The sequence below is a fragment of the Streptococcus sp. HMSC074F05 genome (assembly GCF_001808725.1).
Classification (GTDB): domain Bacteria; phylum Bacillota; class Bacilli; order Lactobacillales; family Streptococcaceae; genus Streptococcus; species Streptococcus parasanguinis_I.
Genome location: NZ_KV794411.1, coordinates 165367 through 189086, shown reverse-complemented (window position 1 = coordinate 189086; position 23720 = coordinate 165367). Strand labels below are relative to the sequence as shown.

19 protein-coding genes are annotated in these 23720 nt (G+C 41.3%); 5 read left to right on the top strand and 14 right to left on the bottom strand.

Going from position 1 to position 23720, the window contains the following annotated elements; all coding sequences use genetic code 11:
• Positions 1–278 precede the first annotated feature (278 nt).
• Both ptsP and HMPREF2685_RS04630 read right to left on the bottom strand, forming a co-directional pair.
• A complete protein-coding gene (ptsP, locus tag HMPREF2685_RS04635; RefSeq protein WP_070465603.1) occupies positions 279–2012 on the bottom strand; it encodes a phosphoenolpyruvate--protein phosphotransferase in 1734 nt (577 codons plus the stop codon).
• A 4-nt stretch (positions 2013–2016) separates the two neighbouring features.
• On the bottom strand, positions 2017–2280 hold the full coding sequence (locus HMPREF2685_RS04630) for a phosphocarrier protein HPr (protein ID WP_003006411.1): 264 nt from the start codon (positions 2278–2280) through the stop codon (positions 2017–2019).
• A gap of 475 nt (positions 2281–2755) precedes the next feature.
• Between HMPREF2685_RS04630 and nrdH the strand changes: the two genes are divergently transcribed.
• The 3 genes from nrdH (at position 2756) to nrdF (ending at position 6330) form a co-directional block, all read left to right on the top strand.
• Entirely contained in the window at positions 2756–2974 is a 219-nt protein-coding gene (nrdH, locus tag HMPREF2685_RS04625; RefSeq protein WP_003006408.1) for a glutaredoxin-like protein NrdH, read from the top strand.
• A 114-nt stretch (positions 2975–3088) separates the two neighbouring features.
• On the top strand, positions 3089–5248 hold the full coding sequence (nrdE, locus tag HMPREF2685_RS04620; protein WP_070465599.1) for a class 1b ribonucleoside-diphosphate reductase subunit alpha: 2160 nt from the start codon (positions 3089–3091) through the stop codon (positions 5246–5248).
• 122 nt (positions 5249–5370) lie between these two features.
• Positions 5371–6330, top strand: a complete 960-nt coding sequence (gene nrdF / locus HMPREF2685_RS04615; RefSeq protein ID WP_070465596.1) for a class 1b ribonucleoside-diphosphate reductase subunit beta — start codon at positions 5371–5373, stop codon at positions 6328–6330.
• Between the two features lie 373 nt (positions 6331–6703).
• Here the strand turns inward: nrdF and alaS are convergent, their stop codons facing one another.
• From alaS to HMPREF2685_RS04565, 10 genes are all read right to left on the bottom strand, one after another.
• Positions 6704–9322, bottom strand: coding sequence for an alanine--tRNA ligase (alaS, locus tag HMPREF2685_RS04610; RefSeq protein ID WP_070465592.1), 2619 nt, complete (start codon positions 9320–9322; stop codon positions 6704–6706).
• Positions 9323–9346: 24 nt separating this feature from the next.
• Entirely contained in the window at positions 9347–9832 is a 486-nt protein-coding gene (locus HMPREF2685_RS04605; RefSeq protein ID WP_049523680.1) for an LURP-one-related/scramblase family protein, read from the bottom strand.
• A gap of 253 nt (positions 9833–10085) precedes the next feature.
• Entirely contained in the window at positions 10086–11030 is a 945-nt protein-coding gene (gene prsA / locus HMPREF2685_RS04600; protein ID WP_070465589.1) for a peptidylprolyl isomerase PrsA, read from the bottom strand.
• A 72-nt stretch (positions 11031–11102) separates the two neighbouring features.
• Entirely contained in the window at positions 11103–11822 is a 720-nt protein-coding gene (locus tag HMPREF2685_RS04595; RefSeq protein WP_061591117.1) for an O-methyltransferase, read from the bottom strand.
• Between the two features lies 1 nt (position 11823).
• Entirely contained in the window at positions 11824–13626 is a 1803-nt protein-coding gene (pepF, locus tag HMPREF2685_RS04590; RefSeq protein ID WP_070465586.1) for an oligoendopeptidase F, read from the bottom strand.
• Positions 13627–13698: 72 nt separating this feature from the next.
• A complete protein-coding gene (locus HMPREF2685_RS04585; RefSeq protein WP_003006384.1) occupies positions 13699–14649 on the bottom strand; it encodes a competence protein CoiA family protein in 951 nt (316 codons plus the stop codon).
• Between the two features lie 73 nt (positions 14650–14722).
• Positions 14723–15304: an LptM family lipoprotein gene (locus tag HMPREF2685_RS04580; RefSeq protein ID WP_070465583.1), complete on the bottom strand. Its 582-nt coding sequence runs from the start codon at positions 15302–15304 to the stop codon at positions 14723–14725.
• A gap of 167 nt (positions 15305–15471) precedes the next feature.
• Complete coding sequence (locus tag HMPREF2685_RS04575; RefSeq protein WP_070465581.1) at positions 15472–16644, bottom strand: MFS transporter; 1173 nt, start codon at positions 16642–16644, stop codon at positions 15472–15474.
• Positions 16645–16714: 70 nt separating this feature from the next.
• Entirely contained in the window at positions 16715–18061 is a 1347-nt protein-coding gene (locus tag HMPREF2685_RS04570) for a DUF1958 domain-containing protein (RefSeq protein ID WP_070465580.1), read from the bottom strand.
• A gap of 188 nt (positions 18062–18249) precedes the next feature.
• The gene (locus HMPREF2685_RS04565; protein ID WP_049506139.1) at positions 18250–18957 is read right to left on the bottom strand and encodes a glucosamine-6-phosphate deaminase; all 708 of its coding nucleotides are present in this window, start codon (positions 18955–18957) and stop codon (positions 18250–18252) included.
• A 307-nt stretch (positions 18958–19264) separates the two neighbouring features.
• On the opposite strand from HMPREF2685_RS04565, the gene queA reads away from it, so the two are divergent.
• On the top strand, positions 19265–20293 hold the full coding sequence (queA, locus tag HMPREF2685_RS04555) for a tRNA preQ1(34) S-adenosylmethionine ribosyltransferase-isomerase QueA (protein ID WP_024055484.1): 1029 nt from the start codon (positions 19265–19267) through the stop codon (positions 20291–20293).
• Positions 20294–20304: 11 nt separating this feature from the next.
• Positions 20305–20775: an arginine repressor gene (locus tag HMPREF2685_RS04550; RefSeq protein WP_003006364.1), complete on the top strand. Its 471-nt coding sequence runs from the start codon at positions 20305–20307 to the stop codon at positions 20773–20775.
• Positions 20776–20804: 29 nt separating this feature from the next.
• Here the strand turns inward: HMPREF2685_RS04550 and HMPREF2685_RS04545 are convergent, their stop codons facing one another.
• Together HMPREF2685_RS04545 and HMPREF2685_RS04540 are read right to left on the bottom strand one after the other, a co-directional pair.
• Entirely contained in the window at positions 20805–22139 is a 1335-nt protein-coding gene (locus tag HMPREF2685_RS04545; protein WP_070465576.1) for a dipeptidase, read from the bottom strand.
• A gap of 17 nt (positions 22140–22156) precedes the next feature.
• Positions 22157–23668, bottom strand: a complete 1512-nt coding sequence (locus tag HMPREF2685_RS04540) for a YfcC family protein (RefSeq protein WP_049497262.1) — start codon at positions 23666–23668, stop codon at positions 22157–22159.
• Positions 23669–23720: the final 52 nt, after the last annotated feature.

Sequence of the window (23720 nt, the reverse complement as noted above, 5' to 3'; positions counted from 1 at the left end):
CTATAAAATCACTTAATTTTCAAGTTGATTCCTGTAAAATCATGTAAAATTATCAGGAAAAGTTTTTCCATTTTCTTTCCCGAACCTTTTCTATCCTTCCTTGGTCATCCTCCTTATCTTACTTACGATTATACTATATATACGAGGAAAATCAAACAAAAACCGAACATTTAAATCACTATTTTTATTACTAACTAGTTTATTACGAATAAAATGAACATTTTTATGAACAATGTAAAAAAAGACTAAGACAGATTTGTCTTAGTCTTGTTGAATTCTTAGTCTACGTTCACGTATTCTTTTGAAAGTTCAAGAACTTCTTCCATTGTTGAACATTCAGTAAGAGCACGGTTAGCGTATTCTTGCATTTTAGCTGTGTCGAGTTTCTTCATCAAGCTACGTGTACGAAGGACAGATGTCGCTGACATAGAGAACTCATCCAAGCCCATTCCGACAAGAAGTGGAACGGCAGTTTGGTCACCGGCCATTTCACCACACATACCAGCCCATTTGCCTTCAGCGTGAGCCGCTTTGATCACGTTGTTGATCAAACGAAGGATAGATGGGTTATATGGCTGGTAAAGGTATGAAACTTGTTCGTTCATACGGTCAGCAGCCATTGTGTATTGGATCAAGTCGTTTGTACCGATTGAGAAGAAATCAACTTCTTTAGCAAATTGGTCCGCAAGCATCGCAGCAGCTGGGATTTCAATCATGATCCCTACTTGGATATCATCTGCCACAGCAACACCTTCCGCAAGCAATTTAGCCTTTTCTTCTTCAAGAATACCTTTAGCTGTACGGAACTCAGTCAACAAAGCAACCATTGGGAACATGATCCGCAATTTACCGTGAACAGATGCACGAAGCAATGCACGCAATTGTGTACGGAACATTTGATTACCAGTTTCAGAGATAGAAATACGCAAAGCACGGAAACCTAAGAATGGGTTCATTTCTTTAGGAAGGTCGAAGTAAGGAAGTTCTTTATCCCCACCGATATCCATTGTACGAACAACCACAGGTTTACCATTCATACCTTCAAGAACAGCTTTGTAAGCTTCGTATTGGTCATCTTCCGTTGGGAAGTCTTGAGAATCCATGTACAAGAATTCTGTACGATAGAGACCAACAGCTTCTGCACCATTATCGTTTACACCTTCAACGTCTTTAGGTGTGCCGATGTTGGCAGCCAATTCGAAGTGTTTTCCATCAGCAGTCACTGTTTTCGCATCTTTAAGGAGAGCCCATTCAGCTTTTTGTTTGGCATAAGCTTCACCAGCTGCTTTGAACTCTGCAATTTGTTCTTCAGTAGGGTTGATCACCACTTCACCAGTGATCCCTGAAACAGCCAAAACATCGCCATCTTTGACAAGTTCTGTGATGTTATTTGTACCAAGAACAGCTGCGATTTCAAGTGTACGAGCCATGATAGCTGAGTGACTGGTACGTCCACCGATATTCGTAACAAAGGCTTTTACGTACTTTTTGTTCAACTGAGCTGTATCAGATGGTGTCAAGTCATGCGCCACCACGATTGCTTCTTCATTGATAGAAGCAGGGTTTGGCAATTTCTTACCAAGCAAGTTAGCAAGGACACGTTTGGTAACGTCGCGAATGTCTGCTGCACGTTCTTGCATGTAAGGATTGTCTTCCATTCCTTCAAAGATTGCAATGAACATGTCAGTGACTTCTTTCAAGCCAGCCTCTGCATTGATTTTTTTCGTACGAATCGTTTCTTTGATCTGACCAATCATTTCAGGGTCAGCGAGAACCATCATATGCGCATCAAAAACTTGCGCTGCTTCTTCACCAAGGCTTGCTACTGCATTCTCCCGAATAAGAGAAAGCTCGTTTTGTGAAGCTTCAAGAGCTGCATCCAAACGAGCTTCTTCTGCACTTGTATCTTCGACTGAAATAGTCTCAAATGATAAGTCTGGTTGAATGAGCAAATATGCCTTAGCAACGGCAACACCGTCAGATGCTGCAATTCCTTTTAGCATTTTTGTCATATTTTTAAGCCAATCCTTCTTTAGTCATTGTTTCTGAGATAGCTGCGATAGCATCATCAGCGTCAGCACCTTCTGCAGAGATTACAACGTCTGCTCCTTGACCAACACCAAGGCTCATAACACCCATGATTGATTTCAAGTTAACTGATTTACCTTTGTATTCAAGAGTAATATCTGAAGCAAATTTGCTAGCAGTTTGAACCAACAAAGTTGCTGGACGTGCGTGGATACCTGTTTCTGCCACGATGTGGAAATCTTTAGAAGCCATAGTTTGACTCTCCTTTTTAAAAATAGTTTTTGAGTTACCTTTTGATAACCCTTACAATTTGGTATTATATCATCTTTTGAAATTTTTTTCAAGATTTTTATCACTGACTTACAGAAAAAGACTGCGAAAAATCCCAATTTAGATACATTTTAAGAAGCACCTGAAGAACAGAGAAAATATCTTTTCAATTTTCTACTATATTATAAGTAACATTTTCCTCCGCTTTCAATGAAAAGAAGCTGTTTAACCACAGGATATTGATTCACCAAAAAATTATAACTAATTAAAGATGCTTTAAAGCCTATTCCTATCCCATTTCTTCGATTTTCACACTTTTTACTCACCACAATATATTGTGCTTTGAAAACTCCATTTCATCTCTTTGCACAATATTTAGTTTTATTTTGTTGACAAGTTGCTGGATTTTGTTTATACTGTTTACAGATTTATATTTCGATAGGAGAAAGGAAAAGAAATGGTAACCATTTATTCAAAAAATAATTGTGTTCAATGCAAAATGACCAAGCGATTCCTCGATAGCAATCATGTGGAATACCGCGAAATTAACTTAGATGAACAGCCAGAATTTGTAGAGCATGTTAAGAACCTTGGCTTCAATGCTGCTCCAGTTATTCAAACACCGGATGAAGTATTTTCTGGTTTTCAACCAGCTAAGTTGAAGAAACTTTCATAATAAACACAGTATTTTGCTTAAATAGGGTCTAGCGTTAGCAACCTAACACTAGACTTTTTACTTGGAAAGAGAGGACTTCTCCTCTTCATTTTTTTGAACTAGAAAAGGATTATTATGGGATTAAAATCTCTTGAAGATGTGACGTATTTTCGTCTTAACAATGAAATCAACCGTCCAGTAAACGGCCAAATCATGCTTCATAAAGATAAAGAAGCTTTGGATGCGTTCTTTAAAGAAAATGTTGTACCAAATACTAAAGCCTTTGACTCGATTACAGACAAGATTCAGTACCTTCTCGAGCACAATTACATTGAGAGAGCTTTTATCGAGAAATACCGTCCTGAATTTTTAGAGGAATTGGCCCAATTTATCAAAGATCAAAACTTCCAATTCAAGTCCTTCATGGCGGCCTACAAGTTTTACAATCAATATGCCTTGAAAACTAATGATGGGGAATACTATCTTGAGAGCATGGAAGATCGTGTCTTCTTTAACGCTCTTTACTTTGCTGATGGCAATGAAGCTATTGCAACTGATATCGCAAATGAAATCATCCACCAACGCTACCAACCTGCTACACCATCTTTCTTAAATGCAGGTCGTGCACGTCGTGGTGAATTGGTATCATGTTTCTTGATTCAGGTAACAGATGATATGAACTCTATCGGACGTTCTATCAATTCAGCTCTTCAACTTTCACGTATTGGTGGTGGTGTGGGAATTTCCCTCAGCAACCTTCGTGAAGCTGGAGCACCTATCAAAGGGTATGAAGGTGCTGCTTCTGGTGTCGTACCAGTTATGAAGCTTTTCGAAGATAGCTTCTCTTACTCTAACCAACTTGGTCAACGTCAAGGTGCTGGGGCTGTATACCTTAACGTCTTCCACCCAGACATCATCGCCTTCCTTTCTACTAAGAAAGAAAACGCCGATGAAAAAGTTCGGGTTAAGACCCTTTCACTTGGTGTCGTCGTGCCAGACAAGTTCTACGAGTTGGCCCGTAAGAATGAAGAAATGTACCTCTTCAGCCCTTACTCTGTAGAGCGTGAATACGGAGTGCCATTCAACTACATCGACATCACTGAAAAATACGATGAGTTGGTTGCTAATCCAAACATTCGTAAGACAAAAATCAAGGCGCGTGATTTGGAAACTGAAATTTCTAAATTGCAACAAGAATCTGGCTATCCTTATGTAGTCAACATTGATACAGCTAACCGCGCAAATCCTGTCGATGGTAAGATTATCATGAGTAACTTGTGTTCAGAAATTCTTCAAGTCCAAGAACCAAGTTTGATCAACGATGCGCAAGAATTCCTTCAAATGGGTACTGACGTTTCATGTAACCTTGGTTCAACAAACGTTGTCAACATGATGACTTCACCTGACTTTGGTCGTTCTATCCGAGCTATGGTACGTGCTTTGACTTTCGTTACAGATAGTTCTCACATCGTCGCTGTTCCTACAATCGACCACGGAAACAGCCAAGCTCATACATTTGGTCTTGGTGCTATGGGACTTCACAGCTATCTTGCCCAACAATTGATCGAATATGGATCTCCTGAGTCTATTGAGTTCACCAGCATTTACTTCATGCTCATGAACTACTGGACTCTCGTAGAATCAAACAACATCGCGCGTGAACGTGGTGTTACCTTCCACAACTTTGAAAAATCAGACTATGCCAACGGTACTTACTTTGATAAGTACACGACTGGAGAATTTGTACCAAAATCTGATCGCGTCAAAGAACTCTTTAAAGATATTTTTATCCCAAGTGCAGAGGATTGGGCAGAACTGCGTGCTAAAGTTCAAGCAGATGGTCTTTACCACCAAAACCGCTTGGCTGTCGCACCAAATGGATCTATCAGTTACATCAATGACGTATCTGCTTCTATCCACCCAATTACACAACGGATTGAAGAACGCCAAGAGAAAAAAATCGGTAAGATCTACTACCCTGCAGCAGGATTGTCAACAGAAACGATTCCTTACTACACTTCTGCCTACGACATGGATATGCGAAAAGTCATCGATGTCTATGCTGCGGCTACTGAGCATGTAGACCAAGGTCTTTCACTGACTCTCTTTATGCGCAGCGATATTCCAAAAGGTCTTTACGAATGGAAAACTGAAAACAAACAAACCACTCGTGACTTGTCTATCCTTCGGAACTACGCCTTTAACAAGGGTATCAAGTCTATCTACTACGTCCGTACCTTTACAGATGATGGTGGAGAAGTTGGCGCCAACCAATGTGAAAGCTGTGTCATCTAATCCGCTATCCTAGATAGCTATCAAAAGTCGGTTCGCCGACTTTTTGTGCGGTATTCTAACAATTGTGTTAGAATAATAATGATTGTATGATCGAATGAATTAGAAAAAGAAAGAGATTTCAAATGGAAACTTACTACAAAGCCATTAACTGGAATGCCATCGAGGATGTCATCGATAAATCTACTTGGGAAAAGCTAACCGAACAATTCTGGTTGGATACACGTATTCCTTTGTCAAACGACTTGGATGACTGGAGAAAGTTATCTCTCAAAGAAAAAGACTTGGTTGGTAAAGTCTTTGGTGGATTGACACTCTTGGATACCATGCAATCCGAAACGGGTGTGCAGGCTCTTCGTGCGGATATTCGTACTCCCCATGAAGAAGCTGTCTTTAACAACATCCAATTTATGGAATCTGTCCATGCTAAGTCATACTCTTCTATCTTTTCTACTTTGAATACTAAGTCAGAAATCGAAGAGATTTTCGAATGGACCAACACCAATCCTTTCCTTCAAAAGAAGGCAGAAATCATCAACGAAATCTATCTCAATGGGACCCCTCTTGAAAAGAAAGTCGCCAGCGTTTTCCTTGAAACCTTCCTCTTCTACTCTGGTTTCTTCACACCTCTCTACTATCTTGGAAACAACAAATTGGCCAACGTAGCTGAAATCATTAAGTTGATCATTCGGGACGAATCTGTTCACGGAACCTATATCGGCTACAAGTTCCAACTTGGTTTTAACGAATTACCAGAAGAAGAACAAGAAAAACTCGAAGAGTGGATGTATGATCTTCTCTACACCCTCTATGAGAATGAAGAAGGCTACACAGAGAGCCTCTATGACGGTGTGGGCTGGACAGAAGAAGTCAAGACCTTCCTTCGCTACAATGCCAATAAAGCCCTCATGAACTTGGGACAAGATCCGCTTTTCCCAGACTCAGCAGATGACGTTAACCCAATCGTCATGAACGGAATCTCAACCGGTACCTCTAACCACGACTTCTTCTCTCAAGTCGGAAATGGTTACCTTCTCGGTGAAGTAGAAGCTATGCAGGATGACGATTACAACTACGGCCTATAAGACAAAAACCTTTCCAGATGGAAAGGTTTTTAAATATAGACAACCTATTGTTTTACATAAAACAGATAGATGATTTTCAAAAAATGACTTTTATTTTTTGAAGATTAAAAACTTTCCGCCGTGAGAAAAGTGCTAGAAACAATCATGTTTCTAGCACTCGGGAGTTTTGGAACCTTAGGTCCAAAACTAAGTCAAGGAACTTCTTTGAAGTTCGCTGACGTCCGTACTCACCTAAGAAAAGTTTTTTAGAAGACTTTATCTTCAATCTGAAACCTTTCCAGACGGAAAGGTTTTTTTGTTGCAATCTTTTTCTAATTGGATCTGCTTTTTTTTTGAAAAAAGAGGTTGGACAAACATCCAACCTCTCCGATGATTACAATTTACCTGCTACAGCATCCAACAATTCTTGGATTTTAGCTTGGTTGCTTCCTCCTGCCATGGCCATGTCTGGTTTACCACCACCACGTCCATCGACGATTGGAGCCAATTCTTTGATCACATTACCTGCATGGACCTCTTTTGTCTTGCTAGCTACAAGGACATTGACCTTGTCACCGATAGCTGCGACAAGAACAAGGACGTCAGAGTAATCTTTTTGTTTCCAGTTATCCGCAAAGGTACGAAGAGCACCTGCATCTGATACAGAAACTTGGCTGGCAATGTAACGGTGTCCATTTGCTTCTTGAACATTCTTGAAGACATCGCCTGCTGCCGCTGCTGCCGCTTTTTCCTTCAATTCTGCATTTTCTTTTTGCAATTGACGGAGTTGTTCTTGAAGACCTTCCACCTTGTGAGGGACTTCCTTAAGTTGAGGTGCTTTCAAGGTTGCTGCGACTGCTTTCAGTGCATCTTCTTGTTCACGATAAGCTTCGAAGGCTTCCTTACCAGTCACTGCCAAGATACGACGAGTTCCTGATCCGATCCCTTCTTCTTTGACAATCTTGAAGAGACCAATTTCAGAAGTGTTGCCTACGTGAGTACCACCACAGAGCTCAACAGAGTAATCACCGATCGTTACAACACGGACTTCTTTACCGTATTTTTCACCAAAGAGGGCCATGGCTCCCATTTCTTTAGCAGTATCGATATCTGTTTCAATCGTTTCGACTGCGATCGCTTCCCAAATCTTTTCATTGACTTGTTGTTCAATAGCGCGCAATTCTTCAGGAGTTACGGCTTGGAAGTGGGTAAAGTCAAAGCGAAGGAATTCTACTTCGTTGAGAGATCCTGCTTGGGTTGCGTGGTTCCCAAGGATATTGTGAAGAGCGGCATGGAGCAAGTGAGTTGCAGTGTGGTTCTTCATGACACGATGACGACGATTGGTATCGATCGCCAAGGTGTATTCTTGGTTCAAGGCAAGAGGAGCAAGAACTTCAACAGTATGAAGTGGTTGTCCATTTGGTGCCTTTTGTACATCTGTTACAGTAGCTACGACATTTCCTGTAGCATCCAAGATTTGACCATGGTCCGCAACTTGTCCACCCATTTCAGCGTAGAATGGAGTTTCTGCAAAGATCAATGATGCAGTCCCTTCTGATACAGCCTCTACTTCTGCATTGTCCGCTACGATAGCCACCAACTTAGAAGGCAATTGGCTGGCATTGTAGTTGAAGCTACTTTCAACTGTAATGTTTTGAAGGGTTTCATTTTGCATCCCCATAGATCCACCTTTGACAGCCGATGCACGCGCCCGTTCTTGTTGTTCCTTCATAGCTGCTTCAAAACCGTCACGATCGACTGTCATTCCAGCTTCTTCAGCGATTTCTTCTGTCAATTCTACTGGGAATCCGTATGTATCATAAAGTTTAAAGACATCTTGACCAGCAATCACTGTTTGACCTTTGGCTTTCAAGTCTTCAACAATGGTTTGGGCAAAGTGTTGACCAGAGTTCAAGGTACGAGCAAATGATTCTTCTTCACTCTTGATGATTTTTTCGATAAATTCTTGTTTTTCAAGTACTTCTGGGTAGTAGCTTTCCATGATCTTCCCAACAGTTGGAACCAATTTATACAAGAAGGTTCCTTCAATCCCCAATTTTTGACCATGCATAGAAGCACGACGGAGGAGACGACGAAGAACGTAACCGCGTCCTTCATTACCTGGAAGAGCCCCATCTCCAATCGCAAATGAAAGCGAACGGATGTGGTCAGCAATCACCTTGAAGCTCATGTTATCGCCATCTGGATCATAGGTTTTACCAGACATCTTTTCAACTTCACGGATGATCGGCATGAAGAGGTCTGTTTCAAAGTTAGTCTTGGCCCCTTGGATAACGGCTACCAAACGTTCCAAACCTGCACCCGTATCAATGTTCTTGTGTGGCAATTCCTTGTACTCACTACGAGGAACAGCAGGGTCAGCGTTAAATTGTGACAAAACAATGTTCCAGATTTCGATGTAACGGTCGTTTTCGATATCTTCTGCAAGCAGACGAAGACCGATATTTTCAGGGTCAAAGGCTTCTCCACGGTCAAAGAAGATTTCTGTATCTGGTCCAGAAGGCCCCGCACCGATTTCCCAGAAGTTGTCTTCGATTGGGATCAAGTGACTTGGATCTACCCCAACAGCGATCCAACGGTTGTATGAATCTTTGTCGTCAGGGTAATAGGTCATGTAAAGTTTGTCTTTAGGGAAATCAAACCATTCAGGGCTTGTCAAAAGTTCATAAGCCCAGGTAATGGCTTCATCACGGAAATAATCTCCGATTGAGAAGTTCCCCAACATTTCAAACATGGTATGGTGACGAGCAGTCTTCCCTACGTTTTCGATATCGTTGGTACGGATGGCTTTTTGAGCATTGGTAATCCGTGGATTTTCAGGTTTGATGGTTCCATCGAAGTATTTCTTAAGAGTGGCAACCCCTGAGTTGATCCACAAAAGCGTTGGGTCGTTTACTGGAACCAAGCTAACAGATGGTTCTACTGAGTGGCCTTTGCTTGCCCAGAAATCAAGCCACATTTGACGGACTTGTGCACTAGATAATTGTTTCATATTTTTCTCCTCATTTTTTTAAGATTAATTGGTGCCTGCTTCTAACATTTCGACATAATCGATGGCGACACACAGTGAGATGACTAAATCAGCGTATTCATCCTCATACACCGATACTTGATAAGTAGAGGTTAGATGAAAGAGTTCTTTGCTAATCTCAGCGACGATTTGATCCCGATCATCAAACAATTTGAATTCTAGGTCCCAGATATTTCCCTGTACCCGCAGTCCCAAATCTTCGATATCGTATTTATCCCTGAAGAGCGTCAGCTTTTTATGGATAAAAAAGCGATCCCCATCCTTCAACTCAACCACAAACTTGGGAAGAAAGCTGATTGTTTTTTTGGTGATATGGCTCACTTCTTGTCCATTCTTATCGTAGATGGTAAAAGTCTTGGGAATCTTAAGAAAAGATCCCTCAACCTGGTACTCAACATTTCCCAACTCATCTTTGATATCGAACCGCTCGCCACCCAATCGAAATTTTTGTTTCACTTGATAGGTTCGCATCTTTTGATCTCCTTTAAAAAGCTCCAGACAACTGCCCATAAACAAAAGACAAGCCACTAAACGAAGGGCGAAAAACCGCGGTACCACCTTCATTCAATGAACTTGTCATTCTTCATTTTGTATGCAATTGTCTCAGCCGAGTAGCAAAATCATTTCCCTTCCATGGCTCGCACCCCCGCCACTTCTCTGATTCCGAGTAACAATGATTTATTCTCAACTATTTCATTATACAAGTTCCAAAAGGAACCGTCAACTATTTTTTAGATGATGAGCTGCTACCGCTCGTTTGAACACCGATATTTTGCAAATATTGGTTAAATGTTGATTTGAAAGCATCATCTTTTACCTTGATATTTGCATTGGTCATCGCTTTTGCAATAATGCTACGGATGTAGTTAGTATCTTGCTTACGACCGTCAACAATGATCTCTTTCAAACGTTTTTCATATTTCTTCCAGTCAGAACCTTTTTCTGTTTTCTTATTCAATTTAACGATATAGTAGCTAGCAGAATAGTTTTGACCTGCTGAAACTGTGATGACATCTGAAATCCCGTTTTCATCCAACTTAAAGGCAGCTTCTTTGACTTGAGATGGAATATCCGCTGTTCCTGAATCAAATTTGACTTCGCCACCTTTATCTTTGGTAGCTGTATCTGTCGAATTGTCTTTGGCGATTTGGGCAAAGTCTGCACCTTCTGCTTTAGCTGCTTCCAACACTTCTTTTGCTTTATCTTCTGAATCCAACTTGATAATTTGCGCAGTTACTTCTGGTGTATATGATTCAAAAGCCGCCTTATAGTCAGATTCTTTGATATCTTTCTTAGCCGCTTGGTTGACTGCATATTCCAACAACATATTGCTACGGATTTGTTTCTTAGCTGTTTCTTCTGTCAAACCTTGTTGTGCTAAATAAGCATCGAATTGATTCCCCAATTGTTTCTTTTGTTTAGCCAATTCTTTATCGACTTCTTTATCAGAAACTTTTGATCCATATTCTTTTTCAAAGACTTTATTAATAGTCATTTGGAAAAGAACTTGTTGAGCTCCTTGGTTTGTTTTGATTTCATCATAGAAATCAGAAACTGTAATCGTGTCCCCTTTCATGGTCACGACGTCTTTGTTTGTACCATTTGTACATGATGCTAAAGTTAGGACTGATAGCAAGGTCACAGCACCTGCTACAAGTTTTTTCTTCATGAAAATTATTCTCCGTTCCTTTTTAAACTTCTTCTATTTTACCACAAATTAGAGAGAATACCTTAAATTTACCTAAAATGAGCTAGGTTCTGGCAAGGTTACAGTCTCTGCATTTTTACGAATCATCAAAATACCATCTCCAAGTGGCACTAAACTAGCGGTTAAATCTGGATGATTGAGAGTCGCATTAAAGAGATTTTGAAGCCCCCGGTAAATGGTTCGTTGCCCACGACGCACTTCCATGATGTCCTTAGCAACATCTCCTCCTTGGAAAATATCATCCAATACCACGACTCCCCCAACTTCTAAGAGTTCGAGAATTCGTGGTAAAAAGACGATGTACTTAGACTTAGCAGAGTCCATAAAGACAAAGTCATAGGTCTCTGTCAAATCCTGCAAGACATCTACTGCATCTCCTTCAAGCAAGGTGATTTGTTTTCTCTGATCGTATTTAGCCAGATTTTCCTTGGCAAAGCCAATCATTTCTTCATTCCGATCAATAGTGGTAATTTGTGCATGGGGAGCATATTCAGCCATTAAGAGAGCTGAAAATCCAATTGCTGTCCCAATTTCAAGGATTTTCTTTGGTTGTAAAGCTTGCAAGAGTAGTCTAAAGTATGCTACCGTTTCATGCGGGATGATCGGAATATTTTCCTTGCGGGCGAATGCTTCTAATTCCTTCAGGGCACCAGCTACCGGCCTTTGACGGGTCCGCATAAAGTCAACGATCTCGTCTTTAACGACTGGCCGACGCATATTGTGGTTGGCGTTTTTACTATAAGACTCTACCATTTTATGCGAGTCCTAATTTTTCTACTAGGGCTTCAAATTCATTCAAACGACGTTCAAAGACCGCAAAGGCTGCGTCCAAATAGTCTTCTTTTTCCATATCCACACCTGCTTTGCGGATAACATTGAGTGGATAATCAGAGTTTCCAGCCTTCAAGTAGTCGATATATTTGTCACGATCTTCTTGGGTTCCATGAACGATTTTTTCAGCTAGAGCTGAAGCTGCTGCAAAACCAGTTGAATATTGGAAAACGTAGTAGTTATAGTAGAAGTGAGGAATACGAGCCCATTCATATTGGATTTCAGGGTTGTCTTCTTTTGAAAGACCGTAGTATTTCTCATTGAGTTCTGCATAGAGGTTGTTCAAGAATTCACTAGTCAAAACAGTACCTTCTTGGTCTGCTTTATGGATAGCATGCTCAAATTCGGCAAACTGAGTTTGACGGAAGACGGTTCCACGGAAGCCATCCAAGAAGTGGTTTAAAATGGCAAAACGGGTTTCATCGTCTTCTACTTCTTCTAACAGACGTTCGGTCAGGATATTTTCATTGGTGGTAGAGGCGATTTCAGCAAGGAAAATGGAATAGTCCCCATAGACATAAGGCTGGGTTTCACGGGTATAGCTAGAATGCATACTGTGACCAGTTTCATGGACCAAGGTGAAGAGATTATCCAATGTATCTTGCCAGTTCAATAACATGAAGGCATTGGTATCATAAGAACCACCTGAATAGGCACCTGAGCGTTTTCCTTGGTTGACATGCACGTCGATCCACCGTTCGCTAAAGGCCCGTTTCACACGAGAAAGATAGTCCTCACCCAAAACAGCCAAGACTTCTTCTGCTTTGGCCAATGATTCTTCATAGGTAAACTTGTAGTCTGTATCGGATAATGGCGTATACATATCGTACATCTTCAAGTCTGAGATTCCTAGAATTTTTGAACGCAATTGCACATAGCGTTGCAAGAGTGGCAAATGTTTGTTCACAGCTGCTACCAAGCTATCATAAACACTTTCTGGTACAAAGTTTTCAGAAAGCGCTGCTTCACGAGCAGATGAGAATTTGCGAACTTTGGCATTAAAGTTGTGAACTTTCACATTGGTTTGCAAGGTTTTAGCATAGGTATGTTGATACTGTTCATAGACCTTGTAGAGGCCTTCGTAAGCTTCTTTACGAACGGCACGATCTTTTGATTCTACCAAAGAAATATAGTTTCCATGGGTTAATTGAACTTCTTCGCCCTTGTCATCATGCACAGTTGGGAAAACAATATCTGCATTGTCCAAGATTTCAAAAGTTTCACCACCAGCAGCAAAGATCTCACCAGCTCCTGCAAGTAATTCCTCTTCTTTTTGAGACAAGATATGTTCTTTTTTCTCTAGCAAACGATCAAAATAATGACCATATTGTTCTAAGGCTGGAACCTCACTCACAAAAGCTTTGTATTGCTCATCGGTAATGGCCATGAATTCAGGCTCATAGAAGGCAAAGGTTTCACCTAACAAGCTATAAAGAGACATCCCTTTTGATTGGTACTCTTGGTATTTAGCCACACGTGTATCTTGGTCATTTTTCATATGAGCATAGACGTAGACCTTTTCCAAACGACGGCTCAATTCCAAATATGCATTGGTTGTATCCAACAGTGTTTGCGCTGAATCCAACAAATGACCAGCGTAGTGGCTTGCTGCTTTAATATCCGCAGCTAAGCTTGCTGCTTCTTCTTCCCAAGCTTGATCTGTCGCAAAAATTGTCGACAAATCCCATTGGTATTTTTCATCAATTTCATTACGTTGTTTTACCATTTCGATTAATCCTCCAATGGTTCTATTTTAGCATAAAAATGAACATTTCGGGAGGATTTCTATCTTAGAAAGTTAGCTTTTCTGCTGAGCATAAAAACGTGGGGGATAAAGGATCTGAACAGGTTGGATCCCTTGCGACTGATAATAGGTCATAAACTGCTGGTAGTAATCTTCTACATCCTCTTCAATTTGAAGTAAGTTCTGTGAAAGGATCGGACGACAAAGAGGATAAAAGAAATCTAGCCCCAGTTCCATCAGATGGTGTCCCTGCAAATAGAGTTCTTCCTGAAGTTTCAGCCACTTTGGGTGACGATAAAAGAGTTGCTGCTGGATATACGTTAAAAATGTACGATCGAGCTCGACTGCCATTTGCTGCATGGATTGCGAAAGATAAGGGGTTCGTAAGACTTCCAGTAAAGACTTTTGACCAAAAGGGAAAATTTCTGTTTGATAATGCAATCGTCCTCGTAAATCCTCATGAATGAGGTATTGCAAACGTAGCTCTTTCTTTGTCAGATCCAATTCCCAAAGATGGAACCCGCGATTCTGACTAAAATAAAGAAAGCCAGCCTGCAGCTTTGTTAGTCTTTTCTTGAGCCACAAATTTTTACCAAGTAACCAATAGACCTGGTAACCATGGGATCGATAAGCATCACTTCTCTCCTTCAAGCGTTCTAAAGATAGGGAGCTGCACTGCACTTCCAAAGCTAAGTTCTTGTCTACTACCAAAAGATCGGCAATTTGTTGAAAGTCTGCTAAATAACTTTCTACCTCTGTTTTAGACTCCCTAGAGGCCCAGTTATAAAGACTTGCTTTCAATTCCAGATGTTCAAAACTCTCCGCTTCGTGATGATAGGGACAATGCTGTAATTCTACATGAGCAAAATGAGCCCTTAGAACCGAGCCATTTTTTAGACGCACTGGACTATGACAAGCCAAGCAATAGAAGGGACCTTCTGTCACAGCTGGGATCTCTTCCATACAGTTCCACCGCTTTTGATTGTTATCCATGGCAATAAACATCGCCCCACCTCCTCATCTATATCATTCGAAAAAAAATAAGAAAAAGGCTGGAAATTCCAACCTTTTCTTCCTTTTATTCTTCAGAATCTGAATCTGAATCATCACTGTCGTCATCTGCAACAGGAGATTTACTCAATTCTTTCTGCATATCTTTCAATTCTTTACGACGACTTTCCAACTCGTCTCGAGCATCTTTCAAGCTTTCGATCAAAGCTTCACGGTCTTCTTTAGGAACAACCGTGCTATCTGAACCGATGCTTTCCAAACCTTCATTAAAGATATCTTTTTGGTTTTCTAATTCTTGCTTCAAGGCACTAATCGTTGCATCGTATTGTTCTTTTGCGGAACCTGTCACTGAAGAGCCTGCTTCTTCAGTAATAGAAACAGATTGATCCATTAATTTTGCAAACAACTTTTTAAAGTCTCCAACTGTTTTAGCCTTGCTGATTTCAGCGTCTGTTAAGAGGCTAGAAGATGAAGTCTCTTCTGAATCTGTTGAAGTATCCTTGCTTTTTGAAGTGTTGGCAGATTTGCTCGTCACTTTAGTAGTTGATTGACTATTTGAAGTTTCCTTCTTTGTGTCTTGTTTATTTGAACAAGCAGCAAGGGAAACAATCGTCAAAAGAGCAGCTGTCGATAAGATCATTTTTTTCATAAAATGGTCTCCTTTATATTTATTTTACCTCATTCTACCATCGAATACTTTGACTGTCAAATTAATCACTAGTTCTTAATAATAGCAAAAAAGTTGGACAAAACACTGTGAAATCAGTGTTTCTGTCCAACTCCTCGATGATTAGTCATACAATTTTAACAATTTCATTAGTCTACTTTGCCACCAAAAAGTCCGTGAGCTTTCCCTTGGGGCATTTTTAAGGCAAAGCTCAGCAAAAAGACGATCCCTACAACCCCTGCTAAAAAGAAACTCATGACTTGGTAACCACCTCTTTCAATACAGAGGGCTGCGAGGGGTTGTAAAAGAATGGTTCCTAAATAACGAGCTCCTTGGACAATGGCCATGGCAAGAACCAAGTCTTTGCCATTCACCTGTTGGGCAATAAACCGTAAGGAGACCATAATCAAAACCATCCCTGTTGTATGCTTGGCTAAGAGAGTCATTATCACTTTTAAGAAGACAGGACTTGGAAAAGCATAGACAGCATATTGAGCGAAAATAATTCCAATTGGAAGAGCGATCAAAACCCGTAAAGGCCAGTGGTCCATGAATCGATCAGAGAAAAAGATCAAGGGGGCTTCCACTACGACGGAGATAGCCACAACTGTTGAGGCAATATGAACTGGTAGACCACTATCCATGAGTAGCTCAGGAATATAGGTATGACCAATATTTCCAACCCCTGAAGCCAAGCCAATCAACACAATAAAGAAGAGATAAGGTCCATTGTGAAGAAGAGGACGAATAGAGACAGGGTGTTTTTCCTTTTCTACGACTGTCTCTTTTTTCTTCATTCGAACCGCACTTAGACAGAAAATGCTGAGTAAAATGGTGATCAAAACCGTATAATAAACAGCTTGGGGGCTAAACTGATGATAGACCCAGCCGGCTATTTGGACACCGACCGAGTAGCCAATGGTTCCCCAAACGCGAATCTTCCCAAAAGCGTATGGACTTTGCGTTGCAAATACTTCCATCATGGGAGCTGTCCCATTCAAACAGACCAGAACAATCCCATAAAAAACGGTCAGCCAAAAGAGATTGGGGGCCCAAAGAAAACCGAAGACACCACCAATGATCACACTCAGACTGAGGGCCGTCATTTTTACGATTCCAAATCGCTCATTGATATAACCAAAGAAGGGTTGGGCTACCATGGATAAGAAAAAGGCAACCGATACCAAGGTCGACACTTGGGTTGCACTATAGTGCTTTCCCATCAAATAGACAGAAATGAGGGTCGTAAAGAGAGATGTGGACATAAAATAAAAACTATAGAGCAACATATAAGCCGCATAAGAATTTCGGAATTTTTTCATATGAATCCTTTCTAAAAATATCGGAATGAGACAATGACAAAACCCAACTGACAATCAGTTAGGTTTTATTTTACTCTTTATTATAGCGCTTTTGAGCCTCTTTTTTGCGTCTCTCACGACTTTGTTTTTCAATCGAGAGAATGATGACAAGAATGAGAATTGGAATCAAGATCAGGAAGTGATCCAGCGAAAGCCATTTACTGTGCTTAGCCGTTGGCTTTTTCCCACTTGCTGTTTCTTTGACAAGCTCTGGCTTTGCCCCTTCTTCTACCTTCATATCATCTCGGATACCTTCAGACAAGGTGTAGAGATCATTATCTACTGTCAGATAGCCATCTTTTACCGCAAGGGTCGGTTCTTTAGCACCTCTTTTGACCGTTGCATAGAAGGGTTTTTCAAGTGTATAGGTCTTGCCGTCAATCTTCTGGACACCTGCATCTAGCAATTTTTTATAGCCAAAATCTTTATAGGCTTTTTCGATCAAGGCATTGCCAAACGGGTGACGGTAATATTCCCCATCTTGGTCTGCCCAATCTCCTACGCCCATAATGACAGCAATTAAGCGCTGATTGCCCCGTTTGATGGTCGCGATATAGTTGAAAGCTCCACGAGGGCTTGAACCAGTTTTCAAACCATCCACACCTTTCAAGGCATACTTGGCTCCTGGCAATGAATAATTGTAGGTATCAAAGGTTTCCTCATATGGAGTCCCTTTTTTGACCGTGACTTGTGCTTGATTGGTATAGTTTAAAATATCTGGGTATTGATTGATAAAATGATAAACCAGAATCCCTAAATCACGCGCAGTTGTCTGGTTGGCCGCATCATTTGGATAATTGTTGACCTGATAGTAGCCCTGCAAGGTGGAGATGGCCGCCCCACTCGGGTTATTCCAGACCGTATTGGTCATCCCTAATTCCTTAGCCTTGGCATTCATGCGCTCGATAAAGGCATCTGGATCATTGTTGGACATGAGATTGGCCAACATGAGGGTCGATACATTTGAGGATGGAACCACTGTCATGGTAATCAACTCAGGAATTGTGTAGTCTACCCCAGCAACAATATTATTGTTGGAGATCTCATAGATCTTTCCGATCGCTTGGTCTGAAGCGGTCGCCTTGATCACTGTATCCTTACTGATCTTGCCATTTGCCATATCTTCAAACAAGAGATAGAGCGTCATGAGCTTACTCATGCTGGCAGGATCTCTGACTTCATCGATATTGTCTTTCCAAAGAACATTGCCCGTATTTCCGTCAATAATAAGCGAAGAATGTGGACGGTTAATGGCTTGGACATTGTCATTTGGATACATCTTTTGCGCCATATCCACCAATTCATCCGCACTCGCTAGAATTGGCTGGCATAAGAGACTCATAAGGAGGCAAATATGGATCAAATATTTTTTTATCATAAACTTTTCCTTTATAACAGACTAATCAGCTGGAGGCTAAAATAAGCTTCTAGCCCTCATGCCCTTTCCTCTTGTCTCCCAGTAGATGAAAAGAGCTAATCCCAGCAGATAATTACTTGTATTGTACCATATTTTGAAGCAGAAAAAAACCTATCTGGCCCGAATAAATCGGCGATAGGTCCTGTTTTTTATCGACTTAACAAGCTCAAGGCTTCCTTATCCGCAATAATGGTCACATTTGGATGTCCTTGAAGGGCACTAGCTGGCACTTTTTCTGTCCTTTCACCCTCTACTGTACCTTTGATTGCTTGGGCTTTTGATTCCCCATAAGCAAACAAGACAATTGATTTCGCAGCTAAGATATTGGCAATCCCCATCGAAATGGCTTGGGTTGGTACATCTTCGATCTTATCAAAGAAACGAGAATTGGCCTCAATGGTAGAGTCATCCAACTGAACTAAGTGGGTCTGACTATCAAAGGATGTCCCTGGCTCATTAAAACCGATATGCCCATTGCGTCCGATTCCCAAGATTTGGAGGTCCACTGGATGCTCTTCGAGTATTTTGTTATAACGGATCACTTCTTGATCGGCAGATTCTTCTACACCTGATGGGAGATAGCTTTCTTTGAATGGTTTGGCATCAAAGAGATTTTTCTCCATGAAATACCGATAAGATTGAGGATCATCTCCCGTCAATCCTACGTATTCATCTAAGTTCACACTGATTAGATTAGACAGATCCAGATCACTTTCACGAATTTGTTTATAAAACTCAAGGGGACTGCTTCCAGTCGCAAGACCTAAGGTTTGAGCACCTTCCTTTAAAGTTTCTTTCAATATATCAAAGGCAACTTTTCCACCCTCAATTTGGTCCTTTACTTCAATAATTTTCATTGGATAGACCTCCTATTTCTCTATGCTTTTATTATATGGTATAGACCAATTTTTGTCAAGTGAAACCGCTATCTTTTTCTGGCATTTTTTTCATTTTCAAGTCGATTCGTGATATAATGAAAGGTATGATTGTATCACTATTATTCATCATTTTTTTGATCGGACTCCTTGTCTTTCTCTTATCTTTCTTGATTCATCAAAGAAAGATTCTCAAGGTCCTGATCTTTTTGATGGGAATCTGCCTGATGCTCTTAGCGGTCGGGACTACCATCTATCTACTCACAAATTTAGTATAAAAGGAGCGCAAATGAATACCAACGACTTTGACTTTGATTTGCCTGAAGAACTGATTGCCCAAACCCCTCTTGAAAAACGAGATGCCTCTAAACTCTTGATCCTTAATCGAAAAACAGGGCAATTCCAAGACCGTCATTTTGATGCAATTTTGGATGAATTGGAGCCAGGAGATGCTCTTGTCATGAACAATACGCGCGTTCTCCCTGCCCGTCTTCATGGAGTCAAACCAGAAACAGGTGGTCACGTCGAATTCCTTCTCCTTAAAAATACGCAAGATGACTGTTGGGAAGTCTTGGCAAAACCTGCAAAACGCTTAAAGGTAGGGGCTACAGTCATCTTCGGAGATGGTCGTTTGACCGCAACTGTCGAGGAAGAATTGGAACACGGAGGCCGCATCGTTCGCTTCCACTACCAAGGGATCTTTTTAGAAGTTTTGGAAAGCCTTGGTGAAATGCCACTTCCTCCCTATATTCACGAAAAGCTTGCTGACCGCGAACGTTACCAAACCGTTTACGCCAAAGAAAATGGTTCTGCTGCAGCTCCAACGGCAGGTCTTCATTTCACCCAAGAATTGCTCCAAAAGATTGAAGCAAAAGGGGTTCACCTGGTCTATTTGACCCTTCATGTAGGCCTAGGAACCTTCCGTCCAGTATCCGTGGACAATCTTGAAGACCATGAGATGCACTCTGAATTCTACCAACTTTCTGAAGAAGCTGCTGCGACCCTTCGTCAGGTAAAAGCTGCAGGAAAACGCATCGTGGCCGTCGGAACGACTTCTATTCGAACCCTTGAAACGATTGGCAATAAATTTGATGGAGATATCCAAGCCGATTCAGGTTGGACCAATATCTTTATCAAACCAGGTTATGAATGGAAAGTCGTCGATGCCTTTTCAACCAACTTCCACCTTCCAAAATCAACTCTGGTCATGTTGGTTTCTGCCTTTGCTGGCCGTGAATTAACCCTCGAAGCATACCACCATGCTATTCAAGAACGCTACCGTTTCTTCAGCTTTGGGGATGCCATGTTCATCAAGTAAAGGAGTCTCTCATGAATAAAATTGAAAGTCGCCACCGCTTGATCCGCTCGATCATTTCTGAGCGTAGGATTCATACCCAACAAGAACTCCAAGAAGCCTTAGAAGCCAATGGCGTTCTCGTTACCCAGTCCACCCTTTCACGGGATGTCAAATCCTTGAATCTAGTGAAAATTAACGAGGGGGATAGTTCCTACTATGCCATGAACACCATCGCTCCTTCCCGTTGGGAAAAGCGCCTGCGGATGTATATGGAAGATGCCTTAGTCATGTTACGGCCCGTTCAAAACCAGGTCGTTGTAAAAACTCTTCCAGGTCTTGCCCAATCCTTTGGAGCTATCTTAGATGCATTGGAACTCCAAGAAATTGTAGCCACCATCTGTGGAGATGATGTCTGTTTGGTTATCTGCGAAGACAACCAAGGAGCTTTGGATTGCTTTGAAAAATTAAAAGAATTCACCCCACCCTTCTTCTTTAGTAAATAAAAAGTTTGGAAACCAAGTTTCCAAACTTTTTATGTTGTAGCTAAGCGTTGAATGGCTTCTCGATAGATTTCCATCGCAGCATAGAGATCGTCAATTTTTGCTCGTTCATTGGCTTGGTGCTCGGTCTGTTCTGCACCTGGGAAAAGAGCCCCAAAAGCGACACAATTTCCCATTGTCCGCGCAAATGTCGCACCACCAGAAGACATAGCTGGTGTCTTATCACCAGTTTCTTCCTGATAGACGGCCATCAAAGAGCTGACTAAAGGACTATCCAAAGGAACATATAAAGGAGCCAGATAATCAAACTCTTCATATTCCAACTGATAGCTAGCTGCAATTTCTTGCAAACGAGCTACCAAGGCATCCTTATCTGCTAAGACGGGGATCCGGATATCAATCCCGATTTCCGATTGTTCTTGATCGATCACAAGGGTCGCAAGATTAAAGGAAAGATCGCCACTTGGTTCATCTGAAATAGGGCCAAATAGAGCCTCACCAGTTGCATCCTCACCAACTGCATCTGCGATAAAGAGCAAAGCTGGATGGGGTTGGATGAGGGATAAACTTTCCGCTAAACCGACAATAGCATTCACTCCTTCAGCTGCATCTTTAGAGTGCTTGGAAACACCCAAAACAGTTACAGAATCTTCTGTTTGGCTATACTGAACCTCACTTTGATCCAAAACAGGAAGCAACTCTTCCAAACGATGACAAGCATAGGTCGCCTTGTCTGGAACAACATTGAGGGCCTGACCAGCCTGTAAGGGAAGATCATCCCAACCTGGACCATGCAATTTCACTTGTAATAAGCCTTTTTCAGCATAGGTTAATGGGAAAGAAGAATCCGGTGCAAATCCAAGATCTGCTTGCTCTTCGATTTGGTTGTAGCGGTTCATACAGCGCCACAAGGTTTCTTCATCCGTCCCAAAAATAAAGCGGATTCGTTTGGTAAACTGGATGCCATCATCCAGTAAACTCTTAACTGCATAGAGGGCAGCGAGTGACGGCCCCTTATCATCCTGCACACCACGACCTACTAAATAATCACCGACAATGGTCGCTTCAAAAGGTGGCGTTTGCCAATCTTTTAGATCACCGGCTGGAACAACATCCAAGTGACAAAGAACGGCCAGGAGTTCTTCCCCCTGACCGATCTCTGCATATCCATAGTATCCTTCAGGATCTATATATGTTTGAAAACCTAATTCTCGAGCAAGCTCTAAGGTTTTTTCTAGGACATCTTGGATAGCTTGTCCAAACGGTGTTCCATTTTCCCCTTCATTTAATATAGAAGGGTAAGAAATGATGGTTTGAAGCGAGTTTAAAAACTGCTCTTTTACATCGTTCTTTATTCTATTTTTCATGAAACACCTACTTTATTCTATTGCAAGAATGGAACCACAGTTCCTAGTAGAAGAAGGGCAATGGTGATCACAACAATCGCTACGACCAATTTACCCATGAATTTCCACCATGCACTCAAGTCAACACGTCCAAGAGCAAGAGCTCCCATTACGATACCTGAAGTTGGTGCGATCAAGTTCAAGACACCAGATGCAGATTGGTAAGCTGTGACAATCAAGCTACCTGGTACATTGACGAATTTACCAAGAGGTGCCATGATACCCATTGTTGCACTGGCAAGACCAGATGATGATGGGATCAAGAATGACATTGGCAAGTAGAAAATGTAAGTCAAGACAATGAACAATTGAGATGAAAGACCTTTCAGTCCTTCTTCACCCCAGTGAAGAATTGTCGCAGTGATCATACCGTCGTTCATGATGACTTGGATACCACGTGCTACCGCTACGATAAGAGCAACACTCAAGAGGTCAGCTGCACCATTCATGAAAGATGAAATGATTTTATCTTCTTTCAAGCCATAAATGATACCAACGAGGATTCCCATGAAGGCAAAGAGCATAGCTGTTTGTGGGAAGTACCATGTACCAAGAGCATCTGTGTTACCGATCAATTGACCAAGTACTGGAATTTTATGGAGAGATTCGTTGAAGGTTTCAAAGAATTTAATACCCAAATCTTTGAATGGGATAAATCCAGCAACCATGATAACGAATGTTGAGATGAAGACGACCAAGACACGTTTTTGTTTCTTGTTCATTTGTGAAGGAATCTCTTCGCCACTATCAACATTGAAGTGTTTCAAATCTTCTTCACGAGTTGCATAGGTGAGAGATTTGGTTGGGTCTTTTTGAACCTTATCTGCATAACGGTATACATAGTATGTGCTAAGTCCTGTCAATACGATCCAGAAGATCACACGAAGCAAGAGACCTGAAGCACTTGAGATACCTGCAGTATCAGAAGCGATAACTGTCGCAAATGGGTTCAATGTTGACGCCAAACATCCGATTTGGGATCCTAAGAGGATAATGGCTACCCCTGTCAAGCTGTCAAAACCAACGGACATCATAACAGGTACAAGAAGTGGATAGAAGGCCATGGTTTCTTCACCCATACCATAAGTTGTACCACCAAGGGCAAACAATGGCATCAAGATCAAAATCAACATTTTTTCGCGGCCTTTGTATTTACGAACGATAGAAGCAATCCCTACATCAAGGGTACCTGTTTCGTTCACAACTCCAAGGAAACCACCGACCATCAAGATGAAGAAGGCTACGTCAATCGCTGCACTAGTTGGTGCTTTACCAAGCATGGCATTGATTGGGGCCATCAAAACATCCCAAATTCCTTGAGGATGTGCTTTTACAGATTCATAACTACCTGCAATGATAGCACCTGCATCGTCAACCTTGTATTGACCAGCTGGAATAATCCAAGTTAACACTGCCATAATAGCAATGATAATTAACAATACGGAAAAAGATGAAGGCATCTTAAATCCTTTTTTCGTTTTTTCACTCATTTGTCTTCCTCCTAACGCAACAAAGTGTGAGTGATGTTTTACAAGAGCATCT